The sequence below is a fragment of the Microcella sp. genome, assembly GCF_025808395.1.
Classification (GTDB): domain Bacteria; phylum Actinomycetota; class Actinomycetes; order Actinomycetales; family Microbacteriaceae; genus Microcella.
This window is the reverse complement of record NZ_CP075524.1, coordinates 1438558-1465488: the sequence shown is the minus strand read 5'-3', so window position 1 is coordinate 1465488 and position 26931 is coordinate 1438558. Positions and strand designations below refer to the sequence as shown.

The window sequence follows — 26931 nt, the reverse complement described above, 5'->3', positions numbered from 1 at the left end:
TGTCACGATCACAGCGGCACCTGCACCTGCTGCACGATCGAGCGCAGAATGGTGTCGGCCGAGACGCCTTCGAGCTCGGCTTCGGGGCGCAGCCCGATGCGGTGACGCCACACGGGCAGCAGCATCGCCTGCACGTGATCTGGCGTGATGGCGCTCTGGCCCTGCAGCCAGGCCCAGGCCTTGGCGGCTGCGAGCAGGGCGGTCGTGCCGCGCGGGCTCACGCCGAGCTTCACCGAGGGGCTCTGGCGGGTGGCGCGCGCGAGGTCGACGAGGTAGCCGAGCAGTTCGGCCGAGGCTCGCACGTCGCCGACATACCCGCGGGCGGCCGTGATGTCGTCGCCGCTGACGACCGCGGTGACGCCGGCCGCACCGAGGTCGCGCGGGTTGAAGCCGTCGGCGTGACGCTGCATCACTTCGAGCTCGACCTCGCGCGGGGGCAGGTCGAGCACGAGCTTGAGCAGAAAGCGGTCGAGTTGGGCTTCGGGCAGCGTGTAGGTGCCCTCATATTCGACGGGGTTCTGGGTGGCCGCCACCAAGAAGGGGTGGGGCAGCGCGTGGGTCTCGCCGTCGACGGTGACCTGCCGTTCTTCCATCGCTTCGAGCAGCGCCGACTGGGTCTTGGGGGGAGTGCGGTTGATCTCGTCGGCGAGCAAGATGTTGGTGAACACCGGCCCGCGCCGAAACTCGAAGTCGCCGGCCTTGGCGTCGTAGACCACTGAGCCGGTGACGTCTCCCGGCATGAGGTCTGGCGTGAACTGCACGCGCGTGGTGCGCAGGTCGAGGGCGGCGCTGAGCGAGCGCACGAGCAGGGTCTTCGCCACACCCGGAACCCCTTCGAGCAGCACGTGCCCCCCGGTGAGCAGGGCCACGATGAGGCCGCTCACGGCTCCGTCTTGACCGACGACGGCTTTGCCGACTTCGGTGCGAACCTGCCCGAAGGCGTCACGCAACTGCATCTCGTTCATGCGTCTATTCTCTCTGTCGCTGTCGTGGGGTCGTCGAGGGCGACCCGGCGGGCCACCTCGCGTTCGAGGTCGAGCAGCCGGTCGCTCAGCTGCACGAGGGCGCGGTCGTCGGCCGGTTCGATGTCGACGAGCAGGGCGCGCAGTGCCCGCTGGTCGCGGCCGGTGATGCCGGTGACCGCGGCGATGATGTCGTCGACGCCGGCCGCGCGCCCGAGGGCGAGGCCCTCTGACAGTCGCCGCAGGGTGGCGACGCGCAAGGCGTCGAGTGCGCGCAGCCGCGAGCCTTCGCGCGCATACAGCCGCGCGCGGCCCTCCATCGTCTCGGTGGTCTTCACGACCACCGGCAGGTTCTCGATGACGACCGGCCCGAGGCGCCGGCCGCGCCAGAACGCGGCGGCGAGGCCGACGAGCAGGGCGAGCCACGCCACCGGGTTCACCCAGCCGGGCGTCAGCTCGGGCAGGGTGGGCGAGCCGAAATCGGCGGGGGAGGGCTGGTACCAGACGAGGTCAGGATGCTCTCCGAGCAGCCCGAGCACGAGCGCAGCGTTGCCGGCGCGCGTGATGTCGTTGTTCTGCAGCGCGGTGCCGGCGCCGAGCACGGTCACGAGCCGACCGTCGACGTCGAGCTGCACGAGCGCGGCGCCCGCCTGACCGGCGTCGAAGCACGTTGTGCCGCTGAGCGTGCTGTAGCCCTGCCCGGCGGCGCTGATGCTCTCGGCCCGCAGCGCGGCGGGCACCCGGCACCCAGCCTCGAGCGTGACGCGCCCCTGGCCGTCACCCTGGGGGCTGCCCGCACCGGGGTCGCCGCCGTCGAGCGGGCCCGCCCCGAGCGCGTCGATGCGCATGCCGTCGAGCGCCACGGGCGGAGGCTCGGCGATGACGAGGTGGTCGGCGATGCCGAGCAGCTCGGGCCACTGCTCGTCGGTCAGAATGCGCCGGGTGTCGCCGACGAACAGCGTCGCACCTGCGCCGCCGTCGGCAAGACTGCGACCCTCGAGCTCGGCGAGCGTGCGGTCGAGGCTGTTCGTGACGATCACCTCGACGCCCTGATCCTTGAGCACGTTCACGACCGCGCGCGACCCGAGCGGTGCCGTCTCGTCTGCCCCCCACCGCTCGGCGATGCGCCCCGCGCCGTTGAGCACGACCATGATCACGGCGAAGACCAGCAGGGCCACGACGGCCACGCCCCAGTAGAGGCTGCGACGCACGGCGCGCCGCACGGTCGGGGTGACGATCGTGGCTTCGGTCGTGGTCATCGCGGCGCGACCCCCGCACCCGCGAAGTGTGCCACCGGCGGCAGCGGCGACGGCGCGCGGTCGATGGCCTCGTCGAGCTCGCGCACGAGGGCATACCCTTCGGCGGTGCCATCTCGGCCGAGGTATCGCACGTCGTCGAAGCGGTCGGCGGCGAGCTGCAGCTGCGCCGCGTGCTCGGCGAAGTGGCGGCCGGCAGCGCGGGCGAAGCCGTGCCCGGTGGTGCCGGGCAGCACCGTGACGATCGTGCGCTCGTCGAGGCCCCGCGCGATGGCGCGAAAGCGCTCGGCGATCGCCGTGGCCCAGTCGCCCGCACTCGCGGCCTTCTCGGCATCGCGGCGCAGTTCGCGCGCCGTGCGGCGGTCGCGCTCGCCGAACAGCTCGGCGTCGCGCCGACTGCGACGGCCCCAGCGCGGCAGCCCATAGATCAGCAGGGCGGCGAGCACGGCTGCCGCGAGCAGCACACCGAGCACGACGAGAATCACCGGCGACGGGGCTCCACCCTCGCCGAAGCGAAGGCTGCCGAGCCAGTCGAGCACCGCTTGCGAGAGCAGGTCGAACCAGGTCGGCTGGCTCTCGGCATAGGCCGGGTCGCTGAGTTCGTCGAGCAGCAGCTCGCGGGCATCCTCAGCATCGGGCTCGACCGGAACCCCCACCATCACCGCGCCGCGGGCTGGTACGGGTCGGGTGCGGTCGCGCCGCTCGCGCGCAGCTCGACGAACCGCTGCAGTTCGAGGTCGAGCCCCTCTTTGCGCATGCGCAGGTCGAGGTAGATGAGCGCCGTCGCAGCCGAGAGCAGCACGGCCCCGATGGCGCCGACCACCACGGTGATCGCGATCGTCAGCACGTTCGCCCCGAGCAGCACCGAGAGCGAGGTGAGGTCGTCGCCGGCGGGGTTCGCGAGCACGCCGCCGAAGCTCGCGGCGATGCTGAAAGGGGTCGAGACGACGCTCGAGGCCACCTGCACCATGACGGTGATGAGCAGCAAGATGCCGAAGGTGCGCCAGAAGTGGCCGATGACGAGAGTCCATGCCCTCCTGACCGCCGCTCCGAGTGTCAGGCGCTCAAGCATGATGGCGGCGGGCACGAGGGCGAGCTTGATCCACAACCAGCAGGCGAATGCCGCGAAGGCGAGCCCGCCGAAGATAGCAAACAGAATGGCGACAATCGTTCCCGCCACCTCACCGGCCACGCTTCCGATCGCCACCATCAAGACGATGACGATGAAGAACAGGGTCATGCCGACGATGAGGGCGCCCGAGAGCAACACCGTCCAGCCGATGAGGGCCCACCAGCGGCCGCGGCCGAGGTCGAGCAGCTGGCGCAGGGTGAGCTTCTCGCCCACGGTCGCCCGCGACACCTCGAGCACGATGACCCCCTGCAGCAGGGCTTGCGCCACGAGCGAGATCGCGATGGCGAGAATGGCCATGACGATGACGAGCCCTACGGCTCCCGCCTCGATGGCGGCGGCGTCAGCACTCGACGCGCGCTCCGCGCGGTCGAGGGCCCAGAACGTCACCCCGAAGGTGAGGCCGAAGGCCACGATCACGACGAGCGCATTCAGCAGCAGGGCCGCACCGAACGTGGGCCGCGGGTTGCGCCGCAGCACCTGAAAGGTGGCCCCCAGCAGCGCGCCGAAGTCGAGCGGCCGCAGCGGAATGAGCCCTGGCTTGGGCGGGGGAGTCCAGCCGGCTGCCGGCTGAGGAGGGGGCGGGCCGCCAGCGGGCGCATAGCCGCCCGGTGAGGCGGTGGTGCCGGATGCGCCCTGGCTCGCGGCGGTGCCGGTGTCGCCAGCGGGTCGCGTGCCCTCCTGGTCGTCAGGTCGCCATCCGGGCGACGCCCAAGAGGTTGAATCGCTCACGGTCTCGCCCTTCACATCACTCACGGTCTGCTCGAAACGTATGGTGTCACACTCGTCTAGGCTGGTGCGAACAATGGTCGAGTTCGCGGCAAAGGCGCCGGGCTGTGCGACCAGTGCAAGAGGAGGCTGCAGATGACCGCGCGAATCCTCGTCGTCGACGACGACACCGCGATCGCCGAGATGATCGGCATCGTGCTGCGGGGCGAAGGCTTCGACCCGCACTTCTCGTATGACGGTGCCTCGGCGATCGAGATGTTCGCGAGCGTCAAGCCCGACCTCGTGCTGCTCGACGTCATGCTGCCCGGCATCGACGGCATTCAGGTCTGCACGCGCATTCGCGAGACCAGCGGAACCCCCATCATCATGCTCACCGCCCGCAGCGACTCGACCGACGTCGTGCGCGGGCTCGAGAGCGGTGCAGACGACTACGTCGTGAAGCCGTTCAATCCGAAAGAGCTCGTCGCGCGCATCCGCACCCGATTGCGGCCGACGCCGCAGTCGTCGGTCGAGACGCTGCCCATCGGTGACCTCATCATCGACGTCACCGGCCACGAGGTGACGCGCGACGGCACGCCCATCTCGCTCACTCCGCTCGAATTCGACCTGCTGCTCGCCCTCGCCATGAAGCCCAACCAGGTGTTCACGCGCGAGATGCTGCTCGAGCAGGTGTGGGGCTACCAGTACAAGGCAGACACCCGGCTCGTGAACGTGCACGTGCAGCGGCTGCGCGCCAAGGTCGAACTCGACCCCGACAACCCCAGCATTGTCATGACCGTGCGCGGTGTGGGCTATCGGGCCGGCGCGGCTCGCTGAGCGAGTGCGCAACCGCTCATGCTGAGGGTCACCTGGCGCAGCCTCGTCGAGCGTGCGCGGCAGCTGTGGCGCACCTCGCTGCAGCTGCGCACGGTCGCCATCACCGTGTTCTTCTCGACCATCGCCGTCACCATCATCAGCGGCTACATGTCGATCAGCATCGCCACCAACCTCTACGAGGCGCGCAAGAACCAGGTGCTGGCCGAAGCCCGGCAGGCCACCGCCAGCACGCAGCTGCTCTTCGACACCTCGGTGTCGTCAGACGGCACGATCGACGTCAACACGGCGAGCTTCACGGCGCAGACCACCGTGCGCAACGCCATCTCGAACCCCGGCGGCACGCAGATCGCACTGCAGCGCACCCCCGGCCAGTCGACGCAGCAGGTCATGACGCCGTTCTCGACGCGCGAACTCGACATCAGCGTGATCTCTGCCGAACTGCGTGAGGCCGTCGCCCGCGACGACGGTCAGCTGTATTCGCAGGCGGTGACCCTCGAGAGCCTCGACCGCATCGACCCCGGCATCGTCGTCGGCGGTGCCGTCGAAGTGCCCACCGCCGGGCAGTACGAGCTCTATCTGGTCTACAACGTGCGAGATGTGCAGCAAACCCTCGACTTCGTGCAGCAGACGCTCGTCATCGGCTCGCTGTTGCTCATCGCCACGATCGGCCTCGTCACCTTCCTCGTCACGAGACTCGCCATCAACCCCGTGCGCATCGCAGCCGAGACGGCCGAGAAGCTCGCCGACGGCGAGCTCGACCGACGGATTCCCGAGCGGGGCGAAGACGTCATCGCCACGCTCGCCCGATCGTTCAACCGCATGGCAGACAGCCTGCAGCGGCAGATCACGCAGCTCGCCACGCTGTCGCGCGTGCAGCAGCGGTTCGTGAGCGACGTCAGCCACGAGCTGCGCACGCCCCTCACCACCATCAGACTCGCCGGCGACGTGCTCTACGAGCAGCGCGATCAGTTCACCCCCACGACGGCGCGCACCGCCGAGCTGCTGCACGACCAGGTAGCCCGGTTCGAGTCGATGCTCGCCGACCTGCTCGAGATGAGCCGCTACGACGCCGGAGCCGTCGAGCTCGACACCGAGCCCACCAACCTCGTGCGCCTCGTCGAAGAGTCGATCGAGGCGATCAGGCCGCTCGCCGACGACAAGGGCAGCGAGCTGCGCCTCGTCGCCCCCGGGGGCTACTTCGAGGCAGAAGTCGATGCGCGCCGCATCCGTCGCATTCTGCAGAACCTGCTCGGCAACGCCGTCGATCATGGCGAAGGCCGCCCCATCGTGGTCTATGTCGACAGCGACGCGACCGCGATCGCGATCGCCGTGCGCGACTACGGCGTCGGCATGGATGCCGGGCAGCTCGAGCGGGTGTTCGATCGTTTTTGGCGGGCCGACCCGAGCCGCCAGCGCACCACGGGCGGCACCGGGCTGGGCCTCGCGATCGCGAGCGAAGACGCGCAAGTGCACGGCGGCCACATCGACGTCTGGTCGGTGCGCGACGAAGGCACGTGCTTCAGAATCACGCTGCCGCGCACGCGCGGCACCGTCGTCGACCACTCGCCGCTCGACCTGCCGCCCGTCGAGGCCATCGACACGGTGCTCGACGACGCCACGGCGGGGGAGGACGAGCGATGAGCCGCCTGCGCCTGCTGGCCGGCCTTGTGGCCCTGCCCGCCCTGCTGCTGAGCGCCTGCGTCTCGGTGCCGTTCTCGGGCGGCATCGAAGCAGGCGGCCCGGTCGACACCGAGGTCGACGTCGCCTTCGACTTCTTGCCCTCGGGGCCGAGCGAAGGAGCCAGCCAAGAAGAATTGCTCGCGGGCTTCTTCGCCGCTGCGACGGCGTCGCAGAACAACTACCGCATCGCACGGTCATACCTCGCCGCAGATGTCGCCGACACCTGGAACCCCTACGCCATCACGCTCGTGCGCAGTCGCGAAGGCATCGTCGAGCGGCTCGATGACAACACCCTCAGCTACACCGTGCCCATCACGGCCTCGGTCGACGCGGTCGGGCGCTATGCCGTGTCAGACAGCACCACAGCGCAGACCCTGCCCACGTTCGGCTTCGTGCAAGAAGAGGGCGAGTGGCGCATCGCCGAGCTCGGCGACGGCATCCTGATCTCGCAACAGGCCTTTCCCAGCGTCTTCAGCCAGCACACCATCTATTTCTGGGATGCCGGGTTCAGAAACCTCGTGCCCGACCTGCGGTGGTTTCCGAGCCGCTCAGAGGTGGCGACCCGCATCGTGCGCGCGCTGCTCGACGCGCCCTCGAGCTGGCTCGGGCAAGGGGCGACGGTGTCGGCGATTCCTGAAGGAACCCAGTTGGCGCTCGCCCCGGTGAGCGTCATCGGCGGGCAGGCGCAGGTCGACCTCACGAGCGAAGTGCTCGCGCTCAACGACCGCGAACGGCAGCGACTGCGGCTGCAGCTCGCCGCGAGCCTGCGCTCGGTGAGCGGCGTCATCGGCGTGCAGGTCACGGTCGAGCAGAACGTCGTGACGATTCCTGACTGGACATCGGGGTCGCCCGACATCGTGCCGCAGGTCGACCCTCGAGTGCTCGTGCAGAGCGAGGGGGCGTTCGGCTTCGCGCGCGGCGACGAGATCGCGCCGCTCGGCACGCTGAGCGCCAAAGTGATCGCCCTCGAGGCGACCGCCGCGGCACTCGCACCGACCCTGACGCTCGCGACCGTGCTCAACGCCGACGGCGTGTGGGCGGTGCGCACGGGCGATGCCCCCTCGGTGCTGCTCGACACTCGGCCCGGCCTCATCGCCCCGAGCATCGACGCGTACCAGTTCGTGTGGAGCGTGCCAGCGCAAGGCGGCGCCATTCACGCCACCGAGCTGGGGGGCACCGTGCACCTGGTCGAAGCCTCGCTGCCCGACGACGTGCGCATTGTGTCGTTCGACCTCTCGCGCGACGACGCACGGGCGCTCATCATGCTCGACGGCGCGGGCGGCCCGCGCTTGGTCTACACGGCCGTCATCCGCGACGCCGGTTCGGGTGTGCCGATTCGCCTCGGAGAGTTTCGCGACCTGCCCCTCAACGGCGATGTCGCCGTCGACGCGGCCTGGGTCGACGAAGTGCGCGTCGCCTCGATCACGCGCACCGACGACCAGACCCTCGTCGAACTGCACGAGATCGGGGGCCGCAGCCGCCCGCTCGGCCTGCCCCCCGAGGCGACGCAGATCGTCGGAGGCAACGGTGGCACCGACGGCATTCGCGTGCTCGGGCAGAACGGCGTGGTCTTCGAGCCGCGCGGGTCTGGGTGGCAGAACACCGGCCTTCGCGCCTCCTTCCTGGCCACGCAGCAGTAGGCGGCGCTCCACCGGTTCGGGCTCGCGTGCGTGCCGAGGGCAGCAGCGCGGCAGACTGCCGCGATGCCCGCCCCCGCCCGGCGCTCTGCCGCACTGCTCTCGACCGCTCTCGACCCGACCGCTCTGCTGGCGCGCGACGGTGTCGTGCGCGGCGCGCTCGCCGACGCGTGGGCACTCATCGCACCGGTCGACTGCGCCGGATGCGGTGCTCACGACCGCGCGCTCTGCCCGACGTGCGCCTCGCAGCTGCGATCGCGGCCACTGCGCGGCGAGCTCGACCTCGGCGTGCCGGGTCACCCGCTGCCGATCGTCGCCGGGCTGACCTACGAGGGCGTCGCGCGGCAGGTGCTGCTCGCACTCAAAGAAGACGGCCGCACCGAACTCGCGCGGCACCTCGCCGCACCGCTCGCCGTCGCCGTCGACGAGGCGTGGCGCTTCTCGGGCGCCGACGCGCTCGTGCCCGTGCCGGGTTCGTGGGCGGCCACTGCCCGGCGCGGCTACCAGCCCGTCGGGCTCATCGCCCGACGCGCCGGGCTCGTCACGACCGCGGCGCTGCGCACGCGCCGCCCCACCCCCGGGCTCGTCACGACCGCCGCCCAGAAGACGCTGACCCTCGCCGAACGCCTTGCGACCGACGCGCGTCAGGCCGCCCCGCGCTGGCACGTGAGCCCTCGCGTGCGGGGGCGACGCGTCGTGCTCGTCGACGACGTCGCCACGAGCGGTGCCACGTTGCGAGCCGCCGCACTGGCCCTGCGCGCAGCCGGAGCCGAGGTTGCAGGGTGTGCCGTCATCGCCGCGACGCCGCGTCGGGTGGGTGAGTCGAGCATCCCCTGGAGATTCTTGGGCGACAAGGACGAAAGTCACGGTGACAAGCACCCCCGAGAGGACTACCGTGAGGGAAAGGAGGCGTGACCAATCGCCTGACCGACGGGCGACACGCTGACGGCTCAGGAGGTCGACGTGGACATCACTCTCACCGGTCGCAACATCGGAATCACCGACCGGTTTCGCGACTACGCCACCGAAAAAGCGGAGAAGGTCGAGCATCTCGCCGACCGAGCCCTCGTGCTCGAGATCAAGGTCTCGAGGCACCACGAGAAGAACGGCCGCCCCGGTGACGATCGAGTAGAGATGACCCTCGTCGGGCCGGGTCCGGTGATTCGCGCCGAATCGTCAGGCAGCGACAAATACGTGGCCTTCGATCTCGCCATCGACAAGCTCATGGAGCGATTGCGTCGCGCCAAAGACCGCAAGAAGGTGCATCGGGGCAAGCACCGGCCGGTGTCGCTGCACGAGGCCTCGGCAGATGGCTTCAGCGTGGTCGACATCACGCCCGCGAGCCCCGAGGTGCTCGAGAAGGTGGCGACGGGCTCGATTCCGCTGCCCGACAGTGAGGGCGCCGCGGGTGACGACGACGAGTACAGCCCCGTCGTCATCCGGCAGAAGGTGTTTCCGTCGTCGCTCATGACCGTCGACGAGGCGGTCGATCACATGGAACTCGTCGGGCACGACTTCTTCCTCTTCATCGATGCCGCCACCGACCGACCGAGCGTCGTCTACCGGCGCACCGGATGGAACTACGGCGTCATCAGCCTCGAGAGCGAGGCAGAAGCGCCCGCGAAGCTGCGTCGCAGGGGCTGACAGCAGTGGGCGGGAGGCGCACACACGCCTCTCGCCCATGCTGCAGTTGCTAGCATGGGCGCGCCGTGTTTCGCGGTGGTCTGCGGCGTGCCGCGACCCGGCTGACCCGCAGCGAGCGGTGGCCTGACGAGTGGAGTGACCCCAGTGGCGAATGTTCTCGAGCGAGTACTGCGAGTCGGCGAAGGCCGCACCCTGCGGCGGTTGAAGGCCTACGCCTCAGCGATCAACCAGTTGGAAGACGACTTCAGCGACCTCACCGACGACGAGCTCAAGAACGAGACCGTCGAGCTGCGCGAGCGCTACGTCAACGGCGAATCGCTCGACGACCTGCTGCCCGAGGCGTTCGCCGCCGTGCGCGAGGCCTCGAAGCGCACCCTCGGCATGCGGCACTTCGACGTGCAGCTCATGGGTGGTGCGGCGCTGCACCTCGGCAACATCGCCGAGATGAAGACCGGTGAAGGCAAGACCCTCGTGGCCACCCTGGCCGCCTACCTCAACGCGATCCCGTCGCGCGGAGTGCACATCGTCACCGTCAACGACTACCTCGCCAGCTACCAGAGCGAGCTCATGGGGCGCATCTTCCGCGCCCTCGGCATGACCACCGGCTGCATCCTCTCGGGCCAGACCCCCGAGGTGCGCCGCGAGCAGTACGCCGCCGACATCACCTACGGCACCAACAACGAGTTCGGCTTCGACTACTTGCGCGACAACATGGCGTGGCAGTCGGCCGACATGGTGCAGCGCGGCCACTTCTTCGCCATCGTCGACGAGGTCGACTCGATTCTCATCGACGAGGCCCGCACCCCGCTCATCATCTCGGGCCCCTCGTCGGGCGAGGCGAACCGGTGGTTCGGCGAGTTCGCGCGCATCGCGCAGCGGCTCATTCCCGGCGTCGACTACGAGGTCGACGAGAAGAAGCGCACCGTCGGCGTGCTCGAGCCCGGCATCGAGAAGGTCGAAGACCACCTCGGCATCGACAACCTCTACGAGTCGGCCAACACGCCCCTCATCTCGTTCTTGAACAACTCGATCAAGGCGTCGGCGCTGTTCAAGCGCGACAAAGATTATGTGGTGATGAACGGCGAGGTGCTCATCGTCGACGAGCACACCGGCCGCATCCTCGCCGGGCGGCGCTACAACGAGGGCATCCACCAGGCCATCGAGGCCAAAGAGGGCGTCACCATCAAGGCCGAGAACCAGACGCTCGCCACCGTCACGCTGCAGAACTACTTCAGGCTCTACACGAAGCTCTCGGGCATGACGGGTACGGCCGAGACCGAAGCGGCCGAGTTCATGGGCACCTACAAGCTGGGTGTCGTCGCGATTCCGACCAACCTGCCCATGAAGCGCATCGACCAGCCAGACCTCGTCTACAAGAACGAGCAGGCCAAGTTCGAGCAGGCCGCCGAAGACATCGTGCAGCGCCACGCCACCGGCCAGCCGGTGCTCGTCGGCACCACGAGCGTCGAGAAGAGCGAGCTGCTGTCGCGACTGCTCGCGAAGCGCGGCGTCAAGCACGAAGTACTCAACGCCAAGAACCACGCCCGCGAGGCGTCGATCATCGCGCAGGCCGGCCGTCTCGGCGCCGTCACGGTGGCCACCAACATGGCGGGCCGCGGCACCGACATCATGCTCGGCGGCAACGCCGAGTTCTTGGCCGTGTCTGAGATGAACAGCAAGGGCCTCTCGCCGATTGACACTCCCGAAGAGTACGAGGCCGCGTGGGATGCCGTGTTCGACCGCGTCAAGGCGCAAGTGGCCGAAGAGGCAGCCAAGGTGATCGAGGTGGGCGGGCTCTATGTGCTCGGCACTGAGCGCCACGAGTCGCGCCGCATCGACAACCAGCTGCGCGGTCGTTCTGGCCGTCAGGGCGACCCGGGCGAGAGCCGCTTCTACCTCTCGCTGCAAGACGACCTCATGCGCTTGTTCAACGCTGGCGCCGCCGAAGCTCTCATGGGCCGCTCGAACGTGCCAGACGATCTCGCGATCGAGTCGAAGGTCGTCAGCCGCGCCATTCGCTCGGCGCAGTCGCAGGTCGAGGCCCGCAACGCCGAGATTCGCAAGAACGTGCTGAAGTACGACGACGTCTTGAACCGTCAGCGCGAGGCGATCTACACCGACCGCCGCCACATTCTCGAGGGCGACGACCTCAACGACCGCGTGCAGACCTTCTTGGAGAAGGTCATCACCGAGATCGTCGACACCCACACCTCGGTCGGTCACAGCGACGACTGGGATTTCGACCAGCTGTGGACAGATCTGAAGACCCTCTACCCGATCAGCCTCACGATCGACGAGGTCATCAGCGAGGGCGGCACCAAGCTGACGCCCGCCTTCTTGGTGCGCGAGATTCTCAGCGACGCCAAGCTCGCCTACGAGCGTCGCGAAGAGAGCCTGGGCCACACGGCCATGCGCGAGCTCGAGCGCCGCGTTGTGCTGAGCGTGGTCGACCGCCGCTGGCGCGACCACCTCTACGAGATGGACTACTTGAAAGACGGCATCGGCCTGCGCGCGATGGCGCAGCGCGACCCCCTCGTCGAGTATCAGCGTGAGGGCTTCGCGCTCTTCCAGTCGATGATGAGCGCTATCCGTGAAGACGCCGTCGGCTTCCTCTTCAACCTCGAGGTCGAGGTGACGGGCAGCCAGGGCACCGCGCAGGTGACGGCCAAGGGCCTCAACCAGCCGCAGACTCCGCAGAACCTCAGCTACACGGCTCCGTCGGCAGACGGCGACGTCGAGGTGCGCAACCAGCGTGGCCAGGTGCTGCAGGCGCCGACGGATGCGGCCCGCCAGGCCGCCCCCCAGGTCTCCGCCGCGTTCGGTGGCCCTGCCGCCGCCCCGGGAGCCGCACCAACACGTCGAGCCCCCGCAGGCCAGCCCCAAAGCGGGCAGGGCCAGGGTGGTGCGCAGGCGACGGGTGCTTTCGGCCAAAAGACCCCCGCGGCGCCTTCCGGCGCCGCGCCCGTCAACCGAGCCCAGCGTCGCGCGCAAGAGAAGCGCAATAAAGGCCGCTAGGCCGCGCTGCGCTCGCGCGCCCCACACCGCATGGCGCCGGGCACCGGCATGTGTTGAGCACCGCTGCTCGACCGCTGTTCGCTGAGAGTCGCGCTCTGTGGCATGAGTTGCCGAACTTTGCGGCACTCATGCCACAAACGGCGACTGCCACGGGCCGCAGGGCCGCGCGCCGCAGGGCCGCGCCCCGCTCGGCCGCGCGCCGCTGCAGCCTCGCCCCGCGATTGGGGACGTTTGTGGCACAAGGGCCCGAACTTTCGGGCACTCATGCCACAAACGGCCACAAATGTTTCGAGGGAGTCGCCAGGGCCGGCCACAAGTGTGGCGAGGGAATCGCCAGGGGCAGCGGGTCGTGCGAGGTGTGCTCAGAGAACGCTGATCGCGCTCGCGCGCCAACGGCGGTCGAGCCCCTCGAGCCGAATCGCGACCGCGCGAGCGCGCGCACGACTCGTGATGACCACGACCGCCTCGATGGCGCCGTCGCGCGGCTCTGAGATGCGCGGCTCGCCCACCCGGAAGGTGGGGCGCACGACGGGCGCGCCGCGCGCGGCTCGGGCGCGAGCGCTGATGCTCGCTCTGGCGAGTAGCGTGCGGTAGACGTCGTCTGTGACCCAGCGTGCGACCTGCTCGAGGTCACGCGCACCCGCGAGAATCTCGATGACGCAGCGTGCCAGATTCTCGATGAGCGGGCGCGGGTCAGGAAGCTCGGCGGTCGAGGTCGGCTGGTAGTCGAAGTACTCTTCGTAGGCGATGCGCGCTTGCGTCGTACGCCCTCGCGGGGCCACAGGGGGCCGCGGTTCAGTCGGCGATTCGGTCTCGATGATGCGCTGTGCGGCACTGGGCACGGTCGGCTCCTCTTCCCCAAGGGCAGTCGTGTGGCCTCGTCGCACCCCCGACAGCAGACCTTTTCTCATGCCCCACCGGGGCAGACTCACTTAACCAAATTTTTCCTCACGCGTAAAGAGGAATCCTCGAACTGTGGAGAACTCGGTCGAGAGCGTCGGTGCCCGTCGCTACGGTCGTGGCCATGCGCTGGGATCACCTCTTCGACGACCTCGCTGGCCAGCTCGAGCACGAGCTGCAGTCAGAGGAGTCTGACCTGCAGTTCGAAGAAGAGCGTCTCAGGCTCGGCCGGCTTGCGCTGCGCGACCGGCTCACCGCCCTGAAGTCTGCGCCTGACCCGTCTCTGGCGCACGTGCGCCTGCGCGTGCGCTCAGGTGAGACTCACGGGGTGCGGGTGGTGACCGTCGGCCGCGACTGGGTTGCCGGAGACCTGCAGGGCCCGCCGAGCAACCAGCAGGCGATCATCCCGTTCTCGGCCATCGAGGGGGTGGTGCTCACGCCGTCGCAGGCGACTGAGTCGCTCGAGGCACGAGGCCCGCGTTCAGAGCTCGCCGAGCGCCTCGGCATCGCATTCCTCTTGCGAGACCTGTGCCGCCGTCGCTCGACGGTCACGCTCGTCACGGCGACCGCGTCGACCACCGGCACGATCGATCGAGTGGGCCGCGACTACCTCGATCTCGCGGTGCACGAACCCGATCGCCCTCGACGAGCGAGCGAAGTGCAGCACGTGCAGGTGGTGCCCTTCGATCAGTTGTTGCTCGTGCGCCTCTGAGTGCGTCGCTCGTCGAACAGTTCGGCGACATCGGCGTACTGCGCCTCGTGCCACAGCGCGAGACGCCGGCTCTCGTCGTACTTGTCAGCGATGAACGACTCGAGAACCTCTTGGTCGACGCGCCATTGCCCGATCGACCCGAGGCGAATCGCGGGCAGCTCGCCCGAGCTCACGAGAGCGAGCACTTCGCTTGCCGTGAGGCTGAGCACGTCGGCGACATCAGTGAGCGACAAGAATCGCCCGAACGTGGCACGTCGATCGCTGGTCATGCGGCAATTATCGCGCGAGCGAGGCTCGACCGCACTGCTCGTGTGGATAACTGGCGGCGAGATTGCTGCCCCTTCGTCAGTATCGTGCGCGTCACCATGCGAGGAGCCCCCATGACACAGACACCAGCCGCGACAGCCGCTCAGCACGCGTCGTCGACGCCCGCCGATCGCGCTCGTCGGTATCGCGACCCGAGGCTCGTCATCGGGCTCGCCCTCGTCACCGTCTCAGTGGCGGCCGTGGTGGGCATCGTGTCGTTTGCCGACGAAGGGCACGAAGTGCTCGCTGCCCCGCGTCTGCTCGTCGAAGGCGAACGAGTGCAGCTTGCCGAGCTCGAGCCGCGACGCGTCGTGCTCGGCGTCGAAGGGCACGGCTACCTCACCGCGGCAGATGTGCCCGACGCCGGTCTGGTGGTCACTCGCACCGTCGGTCAGGGAGAGCTGGTTCCGCTGTCGGCAGTCGGCGACGAGCGTGGCCCGCGCTCCACGACCGTGGTCGTCAGGCTCTCTACGGCTCTCGGCGCGACGGTGCGGCCTGGTGACCGGCTCGATCTGTGGGCGGCGCCCGCGCTCGACGCCGGCAGGTTCGGGGCACCCGTGGTGATCGCGTCAGGCACGCAGCTCGTGCGCACGATCGCTGCAGAGGGCATCGTCTCGGCGAGCGAAGCGGGCCGGGTCGAGCTGCTCATTCCACGCCGAGATGTCGCGCGCATCCTTCATGCTCTGGCGAACGGTGACGCCTTGTCGGCGATTCCCGCCTCGCTCGCGATCGGAGGGTGACGTGCTCGTCGCACTGGCTGTTCCCGGTCTCGATTCCGACGTCGTCGAGCTCGCGGTGCTGCGAGCGGGGCACCAGGTCGCGTGGCGCGCCTCCGACCACGACGAAGTGCTCACCCAGATGGCTCACGTCGCTCCGCAGGCGCTGCTGCTGTCAGATCACCCGGCGGTTGCGACCCCGACCGTCGTCGGAGCCTGCGACCTGCTCGGCGTGCGCAGCTGCCTCGTGGTCGACGATCGGCCCCTCTCGGTCGGCGCGGCACGACTCGAGCTCTCTGACGTGATGCGGCTGGGCGCTGACGGCTCACTCGACCTGGGGGCGCTCGACGCTCCCCCCGCGCCTCCGGCCGACAGCTCGCCAGGTGCGCACCCGGCCCCGCCGGCAGACGCACCCTCGACTGACAGCGCGCCGGTGGTCGCCGACATTCGGCCCGCGAATCAACCGCACGCCCTCGACACCAGCACCCGCGCAGGTGCCGCGCACGACGAACGCCACCAGAGGTTCGCCCCGCCGGCTGCAGCGCGCCCGCTGATCATCACCGTGTGGGGGCCGACCGGAGCACCGGGGCGCACCACGATCGCCATCGGCATCGCGGCCGAGCTCTCGGCACGGGGCCACTCGGTGTGCCTCATCGACGCTGACACCTACGGCGGCACGGTGGCGCCGGCGCTGGGGCTGCTCGACGAAGCCCCCGGCTTCGCGGCAGCGTGTCGCCTCGCGGGCGCAGACTCGCTCGACTTCACCGAGCTCGACCGCGTGAGCCAGTCGGTCGGTCGACCCGGCCACGGAGAGTTCGCGGTGCTCACCGGCATCGGCCGGCCGCACCGCTGGCCCGAGCTGTCGACGCCGCGCGTCGAAGCGGTGCTGTCGATGTGCCGGCAGTGGCGCTCAATCGTCGTCGTCGACGCCGGCTTCAACCTGGAGACCGACGAAGAGGTCAGCAGCGACATCGCCGCACCTCGGCGCAATGCCGCCACGATTGCCGCCCTGCGCGCGGCCGATCGGGTCATCGCCGTCGGCGCCGCCGACCCGCTCGGGCTCGCACGGTTCTTGCGGCTGCACGCCGATCTGCTCGACACGGTCGAGACCAGCGAGGTGCAGGTGGTGATCAACCGGGTGCGGGCATCCGTACTCGGCATCGACCCGCACGGGCAGGTGCGGCAGACGCTCGACCGCTTCGTGCGCGTTCGCGACGCGGTGCTGATCGATGACGACACGGATGCCGCCGATGCCGCCCTGCTCACCGCCCGGCCGGTGACGCACGCCGCCCCGCGCAGCGCCCTCGCGCTCGGCATCGCCCAGCTCGCCGATCGCCTCGTCGCCCCCGCTGCGGCCGCGAGGTCGACCCGCGCGAACGGATGGTGGCGGCGCACGGGCTAGCCTGGGTGCGTGTCGACGCTCTCTGACCTGGTGCATGAGCACTGCGATGCCGACGAGACCGACATCGAGTGGCTGCACCTGTTGCTCGCCGACGGGCAGCTGATCGCCGACCTCGCCTTCGCCGACATCGTGCTGTGGGTGCCGACGCGCTCGGGCAGCTTCATCGCCGTCGGGCACGCGCGCCCCAGCAGCTCGGCCACCCTCTTCTACCGCGACTTCGTCGGCCGAGAGGTCAAACCCGAGTGGCGCCAACAGGTCACCCAAGCGTTCGAGACGGCGGCGATCGTCGACACCTCGGCGCCCGATTGGTATGAAGAGACGCCGACGCGAGTGCGGGCGGTGCCAGTGCTGCGCCGCCCGGGGCGAGACGGGGCGCGCGTGAGCGAGCATCCCATCGCCATCATCACCCGCCACACCAACCTCAGCGAAGCGCGCATGCCCAGCAGGCAAGAGCTCACCTTCAACGAGTGCGCCAACGACCTGTTTCAGATGATCGCGGCCGGCGACTTTCCTGACCTGGGCGCACCCAGCGGCCCCCGACGCGGAGCACCCCGAGCCTCAGACGGCCTGCTGCGCCTCGACCTCGACGGCATCGTCACCTTCGCCAGCCCCAACGGCCTGAGCGCGTTCAACCGCATGGGCTTCGTCGGCGAGCTCGAAGGCGAATCGCTCGCCACTGTCACCACCTCGCTGCTCGCCGGGCGCACCATGCAGGTCGACGAGTCGCTGCCGCTCGTCGTCACCGGTCGCGCGCCGTGGCGCACCGACATCGAGTCGCGCGGGGTGACGGTGACGCTGCGCACCATTCCGCTCGTGCGCGACGGCCAGCGCATCGGCGCGATCATTCTCGTGCGCGACGTCACCGAGGTGCGGCACCAAGAGCGCGAGCTCATCACGAAAGACGCCACCATTCGCGAGATTCACCACCGGGTGAAGAACAACCTGCAGACGGTCGCCTCGCTGCTGCGCATTCAGGCGCGACGCGCCCACTCTGATTCGACGAAGGATGCCCTGACGCAAGCCATGCGCCGCGTGGCCGCGATCGCCGTCGTGCACGACACCCTCAGCGAAGGGCTGTCGCAGAACGGCGACTTCGACGTGGTGTTCTCGCGCGTGCTCATGCTCATCGCCGAAGTGGCCTCGAGCCACAACACGGTGGTGCGCCCCCGGTCGACCGGAAGCTTCGGCACGCTGCCCAGCGAATACGCCACGCCGCTCGCGCTCGCCCTCACCGAACTCGTCACCAACGCCGTCGAGCACGGTCTCGAGGGTCGACCAGACGGCGAAGTCGAGATCGTCGCCACGCGCACGCACGACACCCTGTCGGTGAAGGTGCGCGACAACGGCGCCGGCATGCCCGAAGGGGTGGTCGGGTCGGGGCTCGGCACGCAGATCGTGCGCACGCTCATTCAGGGCGAGCTCGGCGGCACCATCGACTGGCACACGCTCGAAGGCGAAGGCACCGAGGTGACCATCGACGTGCCGCTGCTGTATTTGCGCAAGAAGCGGGCATGACGACGCCCCGGTCGCATCCGAATGGATGCCCTACCGGGGCGCGGTCGGTGTCAGGTGATGCGTGAAGAAGTTATGAGGCGCGGCGTGCGCGAGCGGCGCGGCGCTTGAGGGCACGGCGCTCGTCTTCGCTGAGGCCACCCCAGACACCCGAGTCTTGGTTCGTCTCGAGGGCGTACTGCAGGCAGGTCTCGGTGACCGAGCACCGGCCGCAGACGGTCTTCGCTTTTTCGATCTGATCGACAGCCGGGCCCGTGTTGCCGACCGGAAAGAACAGTTCGGGGTCGGCCGTGAGGCAGGCTGCTTTGTCGCGCCAGTCCATGGGGTAGTGCTCCTTTGGTGTGGGTCTGGCAGCGCGTCGAGAAGGTTGACAGACGCGCTACATCGTCGGTACTCGCACCAACGATTTCGGTGGAGAGAAGGTTCTGGGAACGTCGCCCACCGCTCTGTAGGCGTCACATCAACCGCTATAAGGTTCCCATAGGCTGGGTGTCAAATCAATAGGTTCGCATGGGATGGTTTGCATGGATGACACCCGACGGTCACCGCTCGTCACCCTGCTGGTCATACTTCTCGCGCTGCAGTCGGCCATCATTCTCGGGGTCACGGCCTACCTCGTGATCGAGCTGCTGCTCGCCGAGGCGCGTTTTCCGCCGACGGCGATCGCGCTCACCGTGCTCGTGGTGCTCGTCGCGCTCTGGCTCATCGCCATGACGCGAGGGGTGTGGCGGGGCCGCGCCTGGACGCGCGGCAGCGTGCTCGTCTACCAGTTCTCGCAGCTCGCGATCGGCATCGGCAGCATCCAGGGCTTCGTGCCGCGCCCCGACATCGGCTGGTGGGTCATCGGCACCGCCGTGCTCGGCCTCGTGCTGGTGCTGACCACTCCCGTCACGCGCTACTTGAGCGAGCGCGACTAGTCGAGGGAGGTCTCTCGGAGCACCTCGACGTGCTGCTTCATGTAATCCTGGTCGAGGTCGTATCCGAGGCCCGGGCCGACAGGCAGCGTCATCATGCCTCTCGAGTCCATGATCTCGAGAGGTGAAGCCAGCCATGCGGGAACCGCGTCGATGTCGAGATTCGGATGCAGCAAACCTCGTTCGTAGAACCAGCCGTTCATCGCGCTCGTGGCGAGCACATGGAGGCTCGCGATACCCCCCAAGTGCAGCGTGTAGGGCACCGCGAGCGCTTCACACATTGCCGTGAACTTGAGCAGCGGTGTGATGCCCCCAATGTCGAGCACACCCGCCCGGGCGACGTCGCACGCACCGTGCCTGATCCAGTCGGCCCTGGCTTGAACGCGACCATCGGCGATCTCGGGGCCGGTGATCGGAATCGACAGGTTCTCGCACAACCATGCATAGTTGCTCATCGAGCTTTCGCTCATGGGTTCTTCGAACCAGAAGTAGTCGAGCTCTTCGATTGCTCGTCCCAGTGAGAGCGCCTCGTAGCGATCATAGAAGTGCCACGGGTCGAGCATGAGCTTCATCTCGCTGCCGACCATCTCTCGAACCGCCCTCGACGCCTCGGCGTCGCGGCGCCAGTCAACGTCGCCGGTGAGCAGAGGCGCCCAGGTGTGGAGTTTGAACGCACCGAACCCTCGTTCTCGGCATTGCAGTGCGAACTCCCCGAAACCCTCCGGGGTCGACAGGGGCCCCTTTGCCTCACCCATCATGGTGCTCGCGTATGCGGGTACCTCGTCACGGAATGCCCCGATGAGATGGGCGATGGGCTGTGCGTGGATGTGCCCGGCGAGGTCCCACAGCGCCACGTCGACGACCGCCAGGATGCGGTCATGAAATCTGGTGAGGTGCAGTCTCTGCAGGCGTGCGAGCCGTTGCCAGATCCGCTCCCGGAACGTCGGATCTTCACCTAAGACGGCTGCGGCGACGATGTCGGTCAAGATGGCCGGATCCGCACACAACTGATCCACAACCATCACATCGTCTTCGATGTATCTTCCCTCGAATCCTTCGTCGGTTCCGATCGTGAGCATGATGGCTCGTGAGTCGGTCATCGTCCCGATCGAGACCATTCCGTCATCGTCGCGTCCTACGGGTGATTCGTAGTGAATGACGGAAAGCGTCAGACTGGTGATTCTCACGGGGCTCCTCTTCTGAGATTGTCGCTGGTCGACATAGTGTATCTCTGAATGACACAGTTTCGTGCGCGGTGAGCGCCCATTCCCGTCGTAAAGGCTGTGCTCGTGCCATCATCGCACCGAGGTGGGGGCGAAACTGATATGGTTCGCAGGTCGGACGGAGGATCATCAGTTGACACAGGCAACCGAAGGCACGAAGGCAGCGGCGGCACCGACCCGAACGTTGCAACGGGGTCTGCGGATTCTCGAGATCCTTGCTACTGAGTCGCGTGACTCGGGACTCGGGGTGACAGAGGTTGCGACAGCCGTTGATCTCGACAAGGCAACCACCAACCGGTTGCTGCAGACACTGAGTACGTTGGGCTATGCCTACAAAGATCCAGATTCGAAGGGCTATCGGCTGACGGGCAAACTCCTCAGTCTCTCCGAGTCGTTTCAATCGAACCTCGATGTGCCGCGGCGCATTCGCCCGTTCCTCGAGCAGCTGCGCGACGAAACCGGCCACACGGTCCATTTCGGTATCCGCGAGTTGAATCGTGTCGTCTACATCCTGAAGCTCGAGTCGACCGCGTCGGTGGTGATCGCCTCAGCGATCGGTCAGAGCATGCCGATGCACACGACGTCTCTGGGCAAGGCGATCTTGGCGGGAATGCCCGAGGTCGAACGAGAAGCGTTGTACTCGACGCTCACGCTTGAACGGAGAACCGACAGGACGATCACCGACCTGCGCAGGCTGCGCGAAGAAATCGCGCTCACGCAAGCTCGCGGATACTCGGTCGACGATCGCGAGAACGAGAACTCGGTCACGTGCGTGGGGAGCCCTCTCATCGACTCGACGGGAGCGGTTGTCGGGGCGATCAGCGCCTCGGGGCCGAGCTATGCGGTCGAGGGTCGTGTCGAAGAGCTCGGCCGGCTCTGTCAGGGCACGGCGATGACGATTCGCGCACTGCTCTAGAGAGCAACTCTCACTTCATCGACACGGGGTCTCGCTGCGTCGTGCCTCACCACACGGTTCGAGAGCGTTCCGACCTGATCGATCTCGATTGTCAGGAGGTCGCCCGACTCGACAACGAAGTCGAGTTCGGGCACGATTCCGGTGCCGGTAGCGAGAATGACACCGTCAGGAAAGTCGGTGTCTGCGAACAGCCATCTCACGAGCTCGTCGAAGCTGCGGGCCATGTTGGCGGTCGAGGTCGACCCCTTCCATACAGATGTTGAACCTCGATCGATCGACATCGTGATTCTGAGCGCTTCGGGCTCGTCGACGGCCCAGAACGGAACGACTCCCGTCGAGATCGCGCAACTGTCTGTATACAGTTTCGCCTGCGGAAGGTACAGAGGATTGTCTGCCTCGATACTGCGCGAGGTCATGTCGTTGCACACGAGGTAACCGAGCGTTTCGCCCATTGCGTTGATCCACAGCGCGAGTTCGGGTTCGGGCACGTTGAGAGCTGAGTCTCGACGTATGGCGATCGGGTCATGATTGGTTCGCACGCGCCACCCTGGCGACTTGAAGAAGAGCTCAGGGCGATCCGCCCGGTAGACCCGCTCGTAGACGTCAGCGGACTCGCTCTCTTCTATGCGTGCGACTCTTGATCGGTCGTAGGTCACTCCGCCGCCCCACACCTCCGTGCGGCCATCGATGGGTGGCAGAAGGGTGACGCTCTCGCCGACCGCCCTCGTCGCCGTCTCGACGACCCGCCGGAACTCTGCGCGACCGAGTCTCAGAAGCTCTGCCACCGAGTCCACCTCCGGAATCTGTCTGATGACGTCACCATCGTGCACGCCGATCCCGGTCGTTGCAGTGCTGCGGTAACGAACGATTTGCTCCACGTGGTTGCCCTTCTTGCTCCGCTTGATGCACTCATGTGTCATCTGTCGACTCAACCTAGAAGGCCGGCGGTGCAAAGTCAAAGCCGAAGAGTCGCATGAGACTTCGTTCAGGCAGCCGGCAAGTGCGCACGTTTCAGGGGATTACACGTTTGGGTTGACGGCCGAACGCGTTGCGTCTATGTTTCATTCAGCAAACTAGCGTGTCAGTATTGACTACTGATTACACCAACACAGCGAGAGGAATGCAATGAAGCTCAAGAGAGGCTTGTCACTGTCTGTCGCCTTCGCGGCAGCTGCAGCCCTGATGCTCTCGGCGTGCACTGCGCAACAGGCCGAAGAAGGCCAAGTGCTTCGAGTGTGGTACCAGCAAGACCCGAACGGCCCGATGGGCCAGGCCTATCAGGCAGCGGCCGAGATCTTTGAACGCGAGAACCCGGGCGTGCGCGTCGAGTTCGAAGAGAAGAGCTTCGAGCAGATGCGGCAGAGCGGGAGTTTGTTCGTCAATTCTGCTTCCGCGCCCGACGTGCTCGAATACAACAAGGGCACATCGTCCACCGGCCTGCTGGTGCAGCAGGGGCTCATCACCAACCTGACCGAGGTTGCTGAAGAGTATGGGTGGGACGACATGATGTCACCGAGCCTGGCCACGACTCAGCGCTACCAGCCGAACGGCATCATGGGTTCCGGAGACTGGTACGCCATCACCAACCACCTTGAGTTCTTGCTGACGTACTACAACCTCGACATGTTCGAAGAGGTGGGCGTCGAGATTCCGTCTGACCTCGCCGGCCTCGAGGCAGCGATGCAGGCATTCGTCGACGCCGGCATCACCCCGCTCGCCTTGAGCGGAGCCGAGTACCCGGCACAGCACTTGTGGTACGAGCTGGCCCTCAGCCAGGCTGATCGCGACTTCGTGACCGCGTACCAGACGTACACCGATGATGTCGATTTCAGCGGGCCGGAGTTCACTTTCGCCACAGAGACGATCCGCGACTGGGTAGAGCGTGGCTTCATCTCAAGCGATAGCGTCGGCCTCCGTGCGAACGACATGGCGGCGGAGTTCAGTTCGGGCAGGTCTCCCATCATGATCTCCGGTACGTGGTGGTATGGCGGGTTCATCCAGAGCCTGCCCTTCGAGTGGGAAGCGCAGCGACTGCCGGGCAACGACATGCACGTCGGCTCGGGAGGCAATGTCTGGATCGTTCCTGAGGGCTCGCAGCAGAAAGACCTCGCATACGCCTTCATTGACGCAACATTGCGGCCAGAGATCCAGCAGCTGCTCGGCGACCTCGGGGGCATCCCCATCGCCGCGGAGAACACCGACGCGATTTCCGACCCGAAGAGCCGAGCGCTGATCGAGATCGCCAACGAGGTTACGGAAGGCGACGGGCTCGCTTTCTATCCTGACTGGCCGGTGTCGGGCTTCTACGACATCTTGGTGGCGCAGAACCAGGCGCTGCTGGAGGGGTCGCTGACGACAGAGCAGTTCCTCGCTGCGCTGCAGTCGGCGTACGACGCACACGTCGCGACGCTGAATCTGTAGACCCAACCGTCGAAGATCTCGCGTCTCAGTCGCGAGCTCGAGTAACGAAGCGGCGCCCGACGACTATGGTTGTCGGGCGCCGCTCATAGAGGAGGAAAGTGCACAAGCGCAGAAGCGTGAAGGAGAACTACGCAGTCTTCCTCATCCCCGGAATCGTGCTGTTCGCAGCCTTGATCGTGATGCCGTTCATCGCGAACATCGCATTCAGCTTCACACGGTGGACGGGGGTGGGAGAGCCATCCTGGATCGGGCTGGAGAACTACATCAGGTTGCTTGATGATGACGTCTTCTGGATGTCGTTCCGCAACATTCTCGCCATGATCTTCTCGATGGCAGTCGTACCGACGGTCATCGGCCTCGTGCTGGCGGCTGTGCTGTTCGACTATGTCGGAAGACACGTTGGCCAACGGAGTGCCAGCGCGTTCCGGGCAATCTTCTACCTGCCGCAGGTGCTGCCCATCGCGATCGCCGGCATCGTGTGGGGATGGATTCTTCACCCGACGACGGGAGCCCTGAACACTGCACTCCGGGGTGTCGGGCTTGATGACCTCGCCCGAAACTGGCTCGGCGACTCCTCAATCGCGCTCATCTCGGTGATGTTCGTGATGATCTGGTTCCAGCTCGGGTATCCAGTCGTCATCTTCATGGCGGGTCTCCAGCGCGTAGATCCGTCGATCTACGAGGCGGCAGAACTTGACGGCGCCAACTGGTTCCAGCGCTTCAGGCATGTCACGGTGCCACAGATTCGCCCTGAGATCTACGTCGTTGTGCTGACGTCCACCATCTATGCGCTCAAGGTGTTCGGCCCGATCTACGTGCTGACTCGAGGCGGACCGGCGAACTCGACGAACGTGCCGTCATATTTCGCGTACCAGAACTTCTTCGAGAGAGCCAACGTCGGCTATGGCGCATCTATATCCACGATCCTTGCGGTGATCGTGATCGTGTTCGCGATCGTCTTCCTGTACGCGCAGCGACGAAGCGAAGCAAAGTCGGGGCTGGTGAGTTCATGAGTACACCTTTGGTCATGCGTCGCTCAACAGGCAGGGTCGGGCGGCGACCCGCAGCTCGCTTTGTCGTGCTCGGGTTGCTCATTGTTGCCGCGGCGGCGTTCTTCGTGCCGTTCTTTCTCGTGGGCATCAACGCATTCAAGAGTCCGGCCGAATACGCGGTCAGCGGACCTCTTGGGCTGCCTGGGCAGCTGCAGATCGACTCGATCATCGACTTCTGGCAGAGGACGAGTTTTGATCAGAAGCTGTGGAACAGCCTCGTCATCAGCACGACTGTCGCAGTGGGCGCCGTCGCGTTATCACTGCTCAACGCTTTTGCGCTCGGCATCGGGCGTGTTCGAGGCCGCAACTGGCTGCTCGTGATCTTCTTGATGGGCAACCTGCTTCCGCAAGAGGCGCTGGCATACCCGCTCTACTACCTGGCGCGAGCGGTGGGGGTCTATGACACAGCGATTCCCGTCATCGTCATCTTCATCGTGATCCACTCAGCATTCGGCACCTACTTGTTGACATCCGTGCTTGCCCACTTCCCGAGCGAGATACTCGAAGCTGCACGCGTCGACGGCGCGGGCAAATGGCGACAGCTGGTGCAAGTGGTAACCCCGATTTCTCTGCCGACTCTGATGGTGCTCTTCGTGTTCTTCTTCATCTGGACCTGGAACGAGTTCTTCTTGCCGCTCATCTTCTTGGCGTCGTCGTCGAACCAGACAGTGCCGGTCGCCTTGGGTGTGCTGCAGGGCCAGCACCTCACAGATGCGACGACGTCGAGCGCCGCATCGCTGCTGGGGGTCTTGCCCGCGATCATCTTCTTTCTCATCTTCCAGCGCACGCTCGTTCGCGGCATCACTGCGGGAGCCGTCAAGTGAGCTCGTTCGCGCGAGCCGAGACTCCTCGTGTGAATGTCGCCATGGTCGGCGGCGGCTTCATGGGAAAGGCACATGCCATCGCCTACGCCGCAATGCCCATGTACTTCTGGCCTGCACCGGCGATTCCCGTTCGTGCGACGCTCGTGGAGGCGACCAACGAGAGGGCGGCGGATGCCGCGCAACAGCTCGGCTTCGCTCACTGGTCGTCTGACTGGCGTTCGGTGATCGACGATCCCCAGATCGACGTCGTCGACATCGTCACGCCTAACGATCTGCATGAAGAGATGGTCATCGCGGCAGCGCAGGCTGGCAAGCACATCATCTGCGAAAAGCCTTTGTCGCTCAATGCGTCAAGTGCTCGTCGCATGCTGGAGGCAGCCGAAGCTGCGGGAATCACGCATGCGACTGCGTTCAACTTTCGGCGCATTCCAGCGGTGGTGTTCGCCCGGCAGCTCATCGACGAGGGGGCGATCGGTGACGTGCTCGACTTTCGCGGCACCTATCTGCAGGACTGGTCTGCTGACCCCACCTTTCCTGCAACCTGGCGATTCGACAAGAGTCGCGCGGGAAGCGGTGCCATCGGCGATATCGGATCTCATGTCATCGACTTTGCTCGGTATCTCGTCGGTGAGGTCAGGCAGGTGCATGCAGTTTCGTCGACCTACATTCCTGAGCGCCCTGATCCCGAGTCGCCAGCGGGGGCCCTGCTCCGCGTCGACGTCGACGACTGGGCTTCGATTCAGCTCGAGTTCGAGACAGGGCAGCGGGGCTCGATCGAAGTGTCTCGGCTCGCGCACGGTCGCAACAATCTGCTCGGGTTCGAAGTGCATGGAACCCGTGGAACCCTCGTGTTCGATTACGAGCATCGCGACCAGCTCAAAGTCGCCCTCGCCGACGACGGCGCGCGAATGTCGGGCTTTCGCACGATCAACACCGGCCCGGCGCATCCATATGGCCACGCTCTATGGCCGGGGCCGGCGCTCGGCAACGGCTATGCAGAATCGAAGATTATCGAGTGCTTCGAATTCTTCACTGCTCTCACTGAAGGCAGGCCCGCCGACCCGAGCTTCGTCGACGGATACCGCACCGCCGCGATCGTCGACGCGATCATCGCGTCAACTGAGGCGAGAGCCTGGGTAGAGGTCGACTCGTCGTGAGCGCAGGC

At 66.7% G+C, this 26931-nt stretch carries 25 protein-coding genes; 16 read left to right on the top strand and 9 right to left on the bottom strand.

All coding sequences use genetic code 11. The features are described 5' to 3' along the window. Positions 1 to 8 precede the first annotated feature (8 nt). The 4 genes from KIT89_RS07170 to KIT89_RS07155 are packed head-to-tail and all read right to left on the bottom strand — an operon-like array spanning position 9 to position 4079. Positions 9 to 965 (bottom strand): MoxR family ATPase, encoded by a 957-nt coding sequence (locus tag KIT89_RS07170; RefSeq protein WP_297599677.1) that lies wholly within the window; start codon positions 963 to 965, stop codon positions 9 to 11. Continuing rightward, positions 962 to 2221 carry a DUF4350 domain-containing protein gene (locus KIT89_RS07165; RefSeq protein WP_297599675.1) on the bottom strand — a complete coding sequence of 420 codons (1260 nt, stop codon included), beginning with the start codon at positions 2219 to 2221 and terminating at the stop codon, positions 962 to 964. Before KIT89_RS07165 ends, KIT89_RS07170 begins: the two co-directional genes overlap by 4 nt. Then, positions 2218 to 2877 carry a DUF4129 domain-containing protein gene (locus tag KIT89_RS07160; RefSeq protein WP_297599673.1) on the bottom strand — a complete coding sequence of 220 codons (660 nt, stop codon included), beginning with the start codon at positions 2875 to 2877 and terminating at the stop codon, positions 2218 to 2220. Before KIT89_RS07160 ends, KIT89_RS07165 begins: the two co-directional genes overlap by 4 nt. Further along, a complete protein-coding gene (locus KIT89_RS07155; protein WP_297599672.1) occupies positions 2877 to 4079 on the bottom strand; it encodes a hypothetical protein in 1203 nt (400 codons plus the stop codon). Before KIT89_RS07155 ends, KIT89_RS07160 begins: the two co-directional genes overlap by 1 nt. 132 nt (positions 4080 to 4211) lie before the next feature. Here KIT89_RS07155 and mtrA point away from each other — a divergent pair, with 132 nt between their 5' ends. From mtrA to secA, 6 genes are all read left to right on the top strand, one after another. Beyond that, the gene (gene mtrA / locus KIT89_RS07150; protein WP_297599669.1) at positions 4212 to 4892 is read left to right on the top strand and encodes an MtrAB system response regulator MtrA; all 681 of its coding nucleotides are present in this window, start codon (positions 4212 to 4214) and stop codon (positions 4890 to 4892) included. 18 nt (positions 4893 to 4910) lie between these two features. Next, on the top strand, positions 4911 to 6533 hold the full coding sequence (gene mtrB / locus KIT89_RS07145) for an MtrAB system histidine kinase MtrB (protein ID WP_297599667.1): 1623 nt from the start codon (positions 4911 to 4913) through the stop codon (positions 6531 to 6533). Further along, positions 6530 to 8212, top strand: coding sequence for a GerMN domain-containing protein (locus tag KIT89_RS07140; protein WP_297599665.1), 1683 nt, complete (start codon positions 6530 to 6532; stop codon positions 8210 to 8212). The genes mtrB and KIT89_RS07140 overlap by 4 nt, the downstream gene beginning before the upstream one ends. A gap of 63 nt (positions 8213 to 8275) precedes the next feature. Next, positions 8276 to 9124 (top strand): ComF family protein, encoded by an 849-nt coding sequence (locus tag KIT89_RS07135; protein WP_297599663.1) that lies wholly within the window; start codon positions 8276 to 8278, stop codon positions 9122 to 9124. Positions 9125 to 9172: 48 nt separating this feature from the next. Further along, positions 9173 to 9853 (top strand): ribosome-associated translation inhibitor RaiA, encoded by a 681-nt coding sequence (gene raiA, locus KIT89_RS07130; RefSeq protein WP_297599661.1) that lies wholly within the window; start codon positions 9173 to 9175, stop codon positions 9851 to 9853. A gap of 144 nt (positions 9854 to 9997) precedes the next feature. Beyond that, entirely contained in the window at positions 9998 to 12868 is a 2871-nt protein-coding gene (secA, locus tag KIT89_RS07125; protein WP_297603931.1) for a preprotein translocase subunit SecA, read from the top strand. A gap of 362 nt (positions 12869 to 13230) precedes the next feature. Here secA and KIT89_RS07120 read toward each other — a convergent pair whose 3' ends face one another. Next, positions 13231 to 13710 carry an Rv3235 family protein gene (locus tag KIT89_RS07120; protein ID WP_297599660.1) on the bottom strand — a complete coding sequence of 160 codons (480 nt, stop codon included), beginning with the start codon at positions 13708 to 13710 and terminating at the stop codon, positions 13231 to 13233. A gap of 182 nt (positions 13711 to 13892) precedes the next feature. On the opposite strand from KIT89_RS07120, the gene KIT89_RS07115 reads away from it, so the two are divergent. Continuing rightward, a complete protein-coding gene (locus KIT89_RS07115) occupies positions 13893 to 14480 on the top strand; it encodes a hypothetical protein (RefSeq protein WP_297599658.1) in 588 nt (195 codons plus the stop codon). Here the strand turns inward: KIT89_RS07115 and KIT89_RS07110 are convergent. After that, positions 14456 to 14749, bottom strand: coding sequence for a helix-turn-helix domain-containing protein (locus tag KIT89_RS07110; protein WP_297599656.1), 294 nt, complete (start codon positions 14747 to 14749; stop codon positions 14456 to 14458). The genes KIT89_RS07115 and KIT89_RS07110 overlap by 25 nt on opposite strands. 111 nt (positions 14750 to 14860) lie before the next feature. Between KIT89_RS07110 and KIT89_RS07105 the strand changes: the two genes are divergently transcribed. From KIT89_RS07105 to KIT89_RS07095, 3 genes are read left to right on the top strand one after another with little or no spacing between them, the layout of a single operon-like run. Continuing rightward, entirely contained in the window at positions 14861 to 15526 is a 666-nt protein-coding gene (locus KIT89_RS07105) for a hypothetical protein (RefSeq protein ID WP_297599654.1), read from the top strand. A 1-nt stretch (position 15527) separates the two neighbouring features. Then, complete coding sequence (locus KIT89_RS07100; protein ID WP_297599653.1) at positions 15528 to 16904, top strand: regulator; 1377 nt, start codon at positions 15528 to 15530, stop codon at positions 16902 to 16904. A gap of 9 nt (positions 16905 to 16913) precedes the next feature. Further along, positions 16914 to 18419, top strand: coding sequence for a sensor histidine kinase (locus KIT89_RS07095; RefSeq protein WP_297599652.1), 1506 nt, complete (start codon positions 16914 to 16916; stop codon positions 18417 to 18419). Positions 18420 to 18489: 70 nt separating this feature from the next. On the opposite strand, the gene KIT89_RS07090 is transcribed toward KIT89_RS07095, so the two are convergent. Then, positions 18490 to 18738: a WhiB family transcriptional regulator gene (locus KIT89_RS07090; RefSeq protein WP_055859575.1), complete on the bottom strand. Its 249-nt coding sequence runs from the start codon at positions 18736 to 18738 to the stop codon at positions 18490 to 18492. 202 nt (positions 18739 to 18940) lie between these two features. On the opposite strand from KIT89_RS07090, the gene KIT89_RS07085 reads away from it, so the two are divergent. After that, positions 18941 to 19333, top strand: coding sequence for a hypothetical protein (locus tag KIT89_RS07085; RefSeq protein WP_297599651.1), 393 nt, complete (start codon positions 18941 to 18943; stop codon positions 19331 to 19333). On the opposite strand, the gene KIT89_RS07080 is transcribed toward KIT89_RS07085, so the two are convergent. Next, the gene (locus KIT89_RS07080; protein WP_297599650.1) at positions 19330 to 20448 is read right to left on the bottom strand and encodes an enolase C-terminal domain-like protein; all 1119 of its coding nucleotides are present in this window, start codon (positions 20446 to 20448) and stop codon (positions 19330 to 19332) included. The genes KIT89_RS07085 and KIT89_RS07080 overlap by 4 nt on opposite strands. Before the next feature lie 238 nt (positions 20449 to 20686). Between KIT89_RS07080 and KIT89_RS07075 the strand changes: the two genes are divergently transcribed. Beyond that, complete coding sequence (locus tag KIT89_RS07075; RefSeq protein WP_297599649.1) at positions 20687 to 21469, top strand: IclR family transcriptional regulator; 783 nt, start codon at positions 20687 to 20689, stop codon at positions 21467 to 21469. Here the strand turns inward: KIT89_RS07075 and KIT89_RS07070 are convergent. Next, positions 21466 to 22254, bottom strand: coding sequence for a fumarylacetoacetate hydrolase family protein (locus tag KIT89_RS07070; RefSeq protein ID WP_297599648.1), 789 nt, complete (start codon positions 22252 to 22254; stop codon positions 21466 to 21468). The two genes, KIT89_RS07075 and KIT89_RS07070, sit on opposite strands and share 4 nt — an antisense overlap. Before the next feature lie 340 nt (positions 22255 to 22594). Between KIT89_RS07070 and KIT89_RS07065 the strand changes: the two genes are divergently transcribed. The 4 genes from KIT89_RS07065 (at position 22595) to KIT89_RS07050 (ending at position 26923) form a co-directional block, all read left to right on the top strand. Next, positions 22595 to 23890, top strand: coding sequence for an extracellular solute-binding protein (locus tag KIT89_RS07065; protein ID WP_297599647.1), 1296 nt, complete (start codon positions 22595 to 22597; stop codon positions 23888 to 23890). 98 nt (positions 23891 to 23988) lie between these two features. After that, positions 23989 to 24903 (top strand): carbohydrate ABC transporter permease, encoded by a 915-nt coding sequence (locus KIT89_RS07060; RefSeq protein WP_297599646.1) that lies wholly within the window; start codon positions 23989 to 23991, stop codon positions 24901 to 24903. A gap of 14 nt (positions 24904 to 24917) precedes the next feature. After that, the gene (locus KIT89_RS07055) at positions 24918 to 25766 is read left to right on the top strand and encodes a carbohydrate ABC transporter permease (protein ID WP_297599645.1); all 849 of its coding nucleotides are present in this window, start codon (positions 24918 to 24920) and stop codon (positions 25764 to 25766) included. Positions 25767 to 25795: 29 nt separating this feature from the next. Beyond that, positions 25796 to 26923 carry a Gfo/Idh/MocA family oxidoreductase gene (locus KIT89_RS07050; RefSeq protein ID WP_297599643.1) on the top strand — a complete coding sequence of 376 codons (1128 nt, stop codon included), beginning with the start codon at positions 25796 to 25798 and terminating at the stop codon, positions 26921 to 26923. The last annotated feature ends 8 nt before the right edge of the window (positions 26924 to 26931 follow it).

Excerpts from the sequence above, each read along its gene's own strand:
- KIT89_RS07170 (WP_297599677.1), bottom strand. The coding sequence starts at position 965 with ATGAACGAGATGCAGTTGCGTGACGCCTTCGGGCAGGTTCGCACCGAA.
- KIT89_RS07165 (WP_297599675.1), bottom strand. The coding sequence starts at position 2,221 with ATGACCACGACCGAAGCCACGATCGTCACCCCGACCGTGCGGCGCGCC.
- KIT89_RS07160 (WP_297599673.1), bottom strand. The coding sequence starts at position 2,877 with ATGGTGGGGGTTCCGGTCGAGCCCGATGCTGAGGATGCCCGCGAGCTG.
- mtrA (WP_297599669.1), top strand. The coding sequence starts at position 4,212 with ATGACCGCGCGAATCCTCGTCGTCGACGACGACACCGCGATCGCCGAG.
- mtrB (WP_297599667.1), top strand. The coding sequence starts at position 4,911 with ATGCTGAGGGTCACCTGGCGCAGCCTCGTCGAGCGTGCGCGGCAGCTG.
- KIT89_RS07140 (WP_297599665.1), top strand. The coding sequence starts at position 6,530 with ATGAGCCGCCTGCGCCTGCTGGCCGGCCTTGTGGCCCTGCCCGCCCTG.
- KIT89_RS07135 (WP_297599663.1), top strand. The coding sequence starts at position 8,276 with ATGCCCGCCCCCGCCCGGCGCTCTGCCGCACTGCTCTCGACCGCTCTC.
- KIT89_RS07115 (WP_297599658.1), top strand. The coding sequence starts at position 13,893 with ATGCGCTGGGATCACCTCTTCGACGACCTCGCTGGCCAGCTCGAGCAC.
- KIT89_RS07110 (WP_297599656.1), bottom strand. The coding sequence starts at position 14,749 with ATGACCAGCGATCGACGTGCCACGTTCGGGCGATTCTTGTCGCTCACT.
- KIT89_RS07105 (WP_297599654.1), top strand. The coding sequence starts at position 14,861 with ATGACACAGACACCAGCCGCGACAGCCGCTCAGCACGCGTCGTCGACG.
- KIT89_RS07090 (WP_055859575.1), bottom strand. The coding sequence starts at position 18,738 with ATGGACTGGCGCGACAAAGCAGCCTGCCTCACGGCCGACCCCGAACTG.
- KIT89_RS07085 (WP_297599651.1), top strand. The coding sequence starts at position 18,941 with ATGGATGACACCCGACGGTCACCGCTCGTCACCCTGCTGGTCATACTT.
- KIT89_RS07080 (WP_297599650.1), bottom strand. The coding sequence starts at position 20,448 with ATGGTCTCGATCGGGACGATGACCGACTCACGAGCCATCATGCTCACG.
- KIT89_RS07065 (WP_297599647.1), top strand. The coding sequence starts at position 22,595 with ATGAAGCTCAAGAGAGGCTTGTCACTGTCTGTCGCCTTCGCGGCAGCT.
- KIT89_RS07055 (WP_297599645.1), top strand. The coding sequence starts at position 24,918 with ATGCGTCGCTCAACAGGCAGGGTCGGGCGGCGACCCGCAGCTCGCTTT.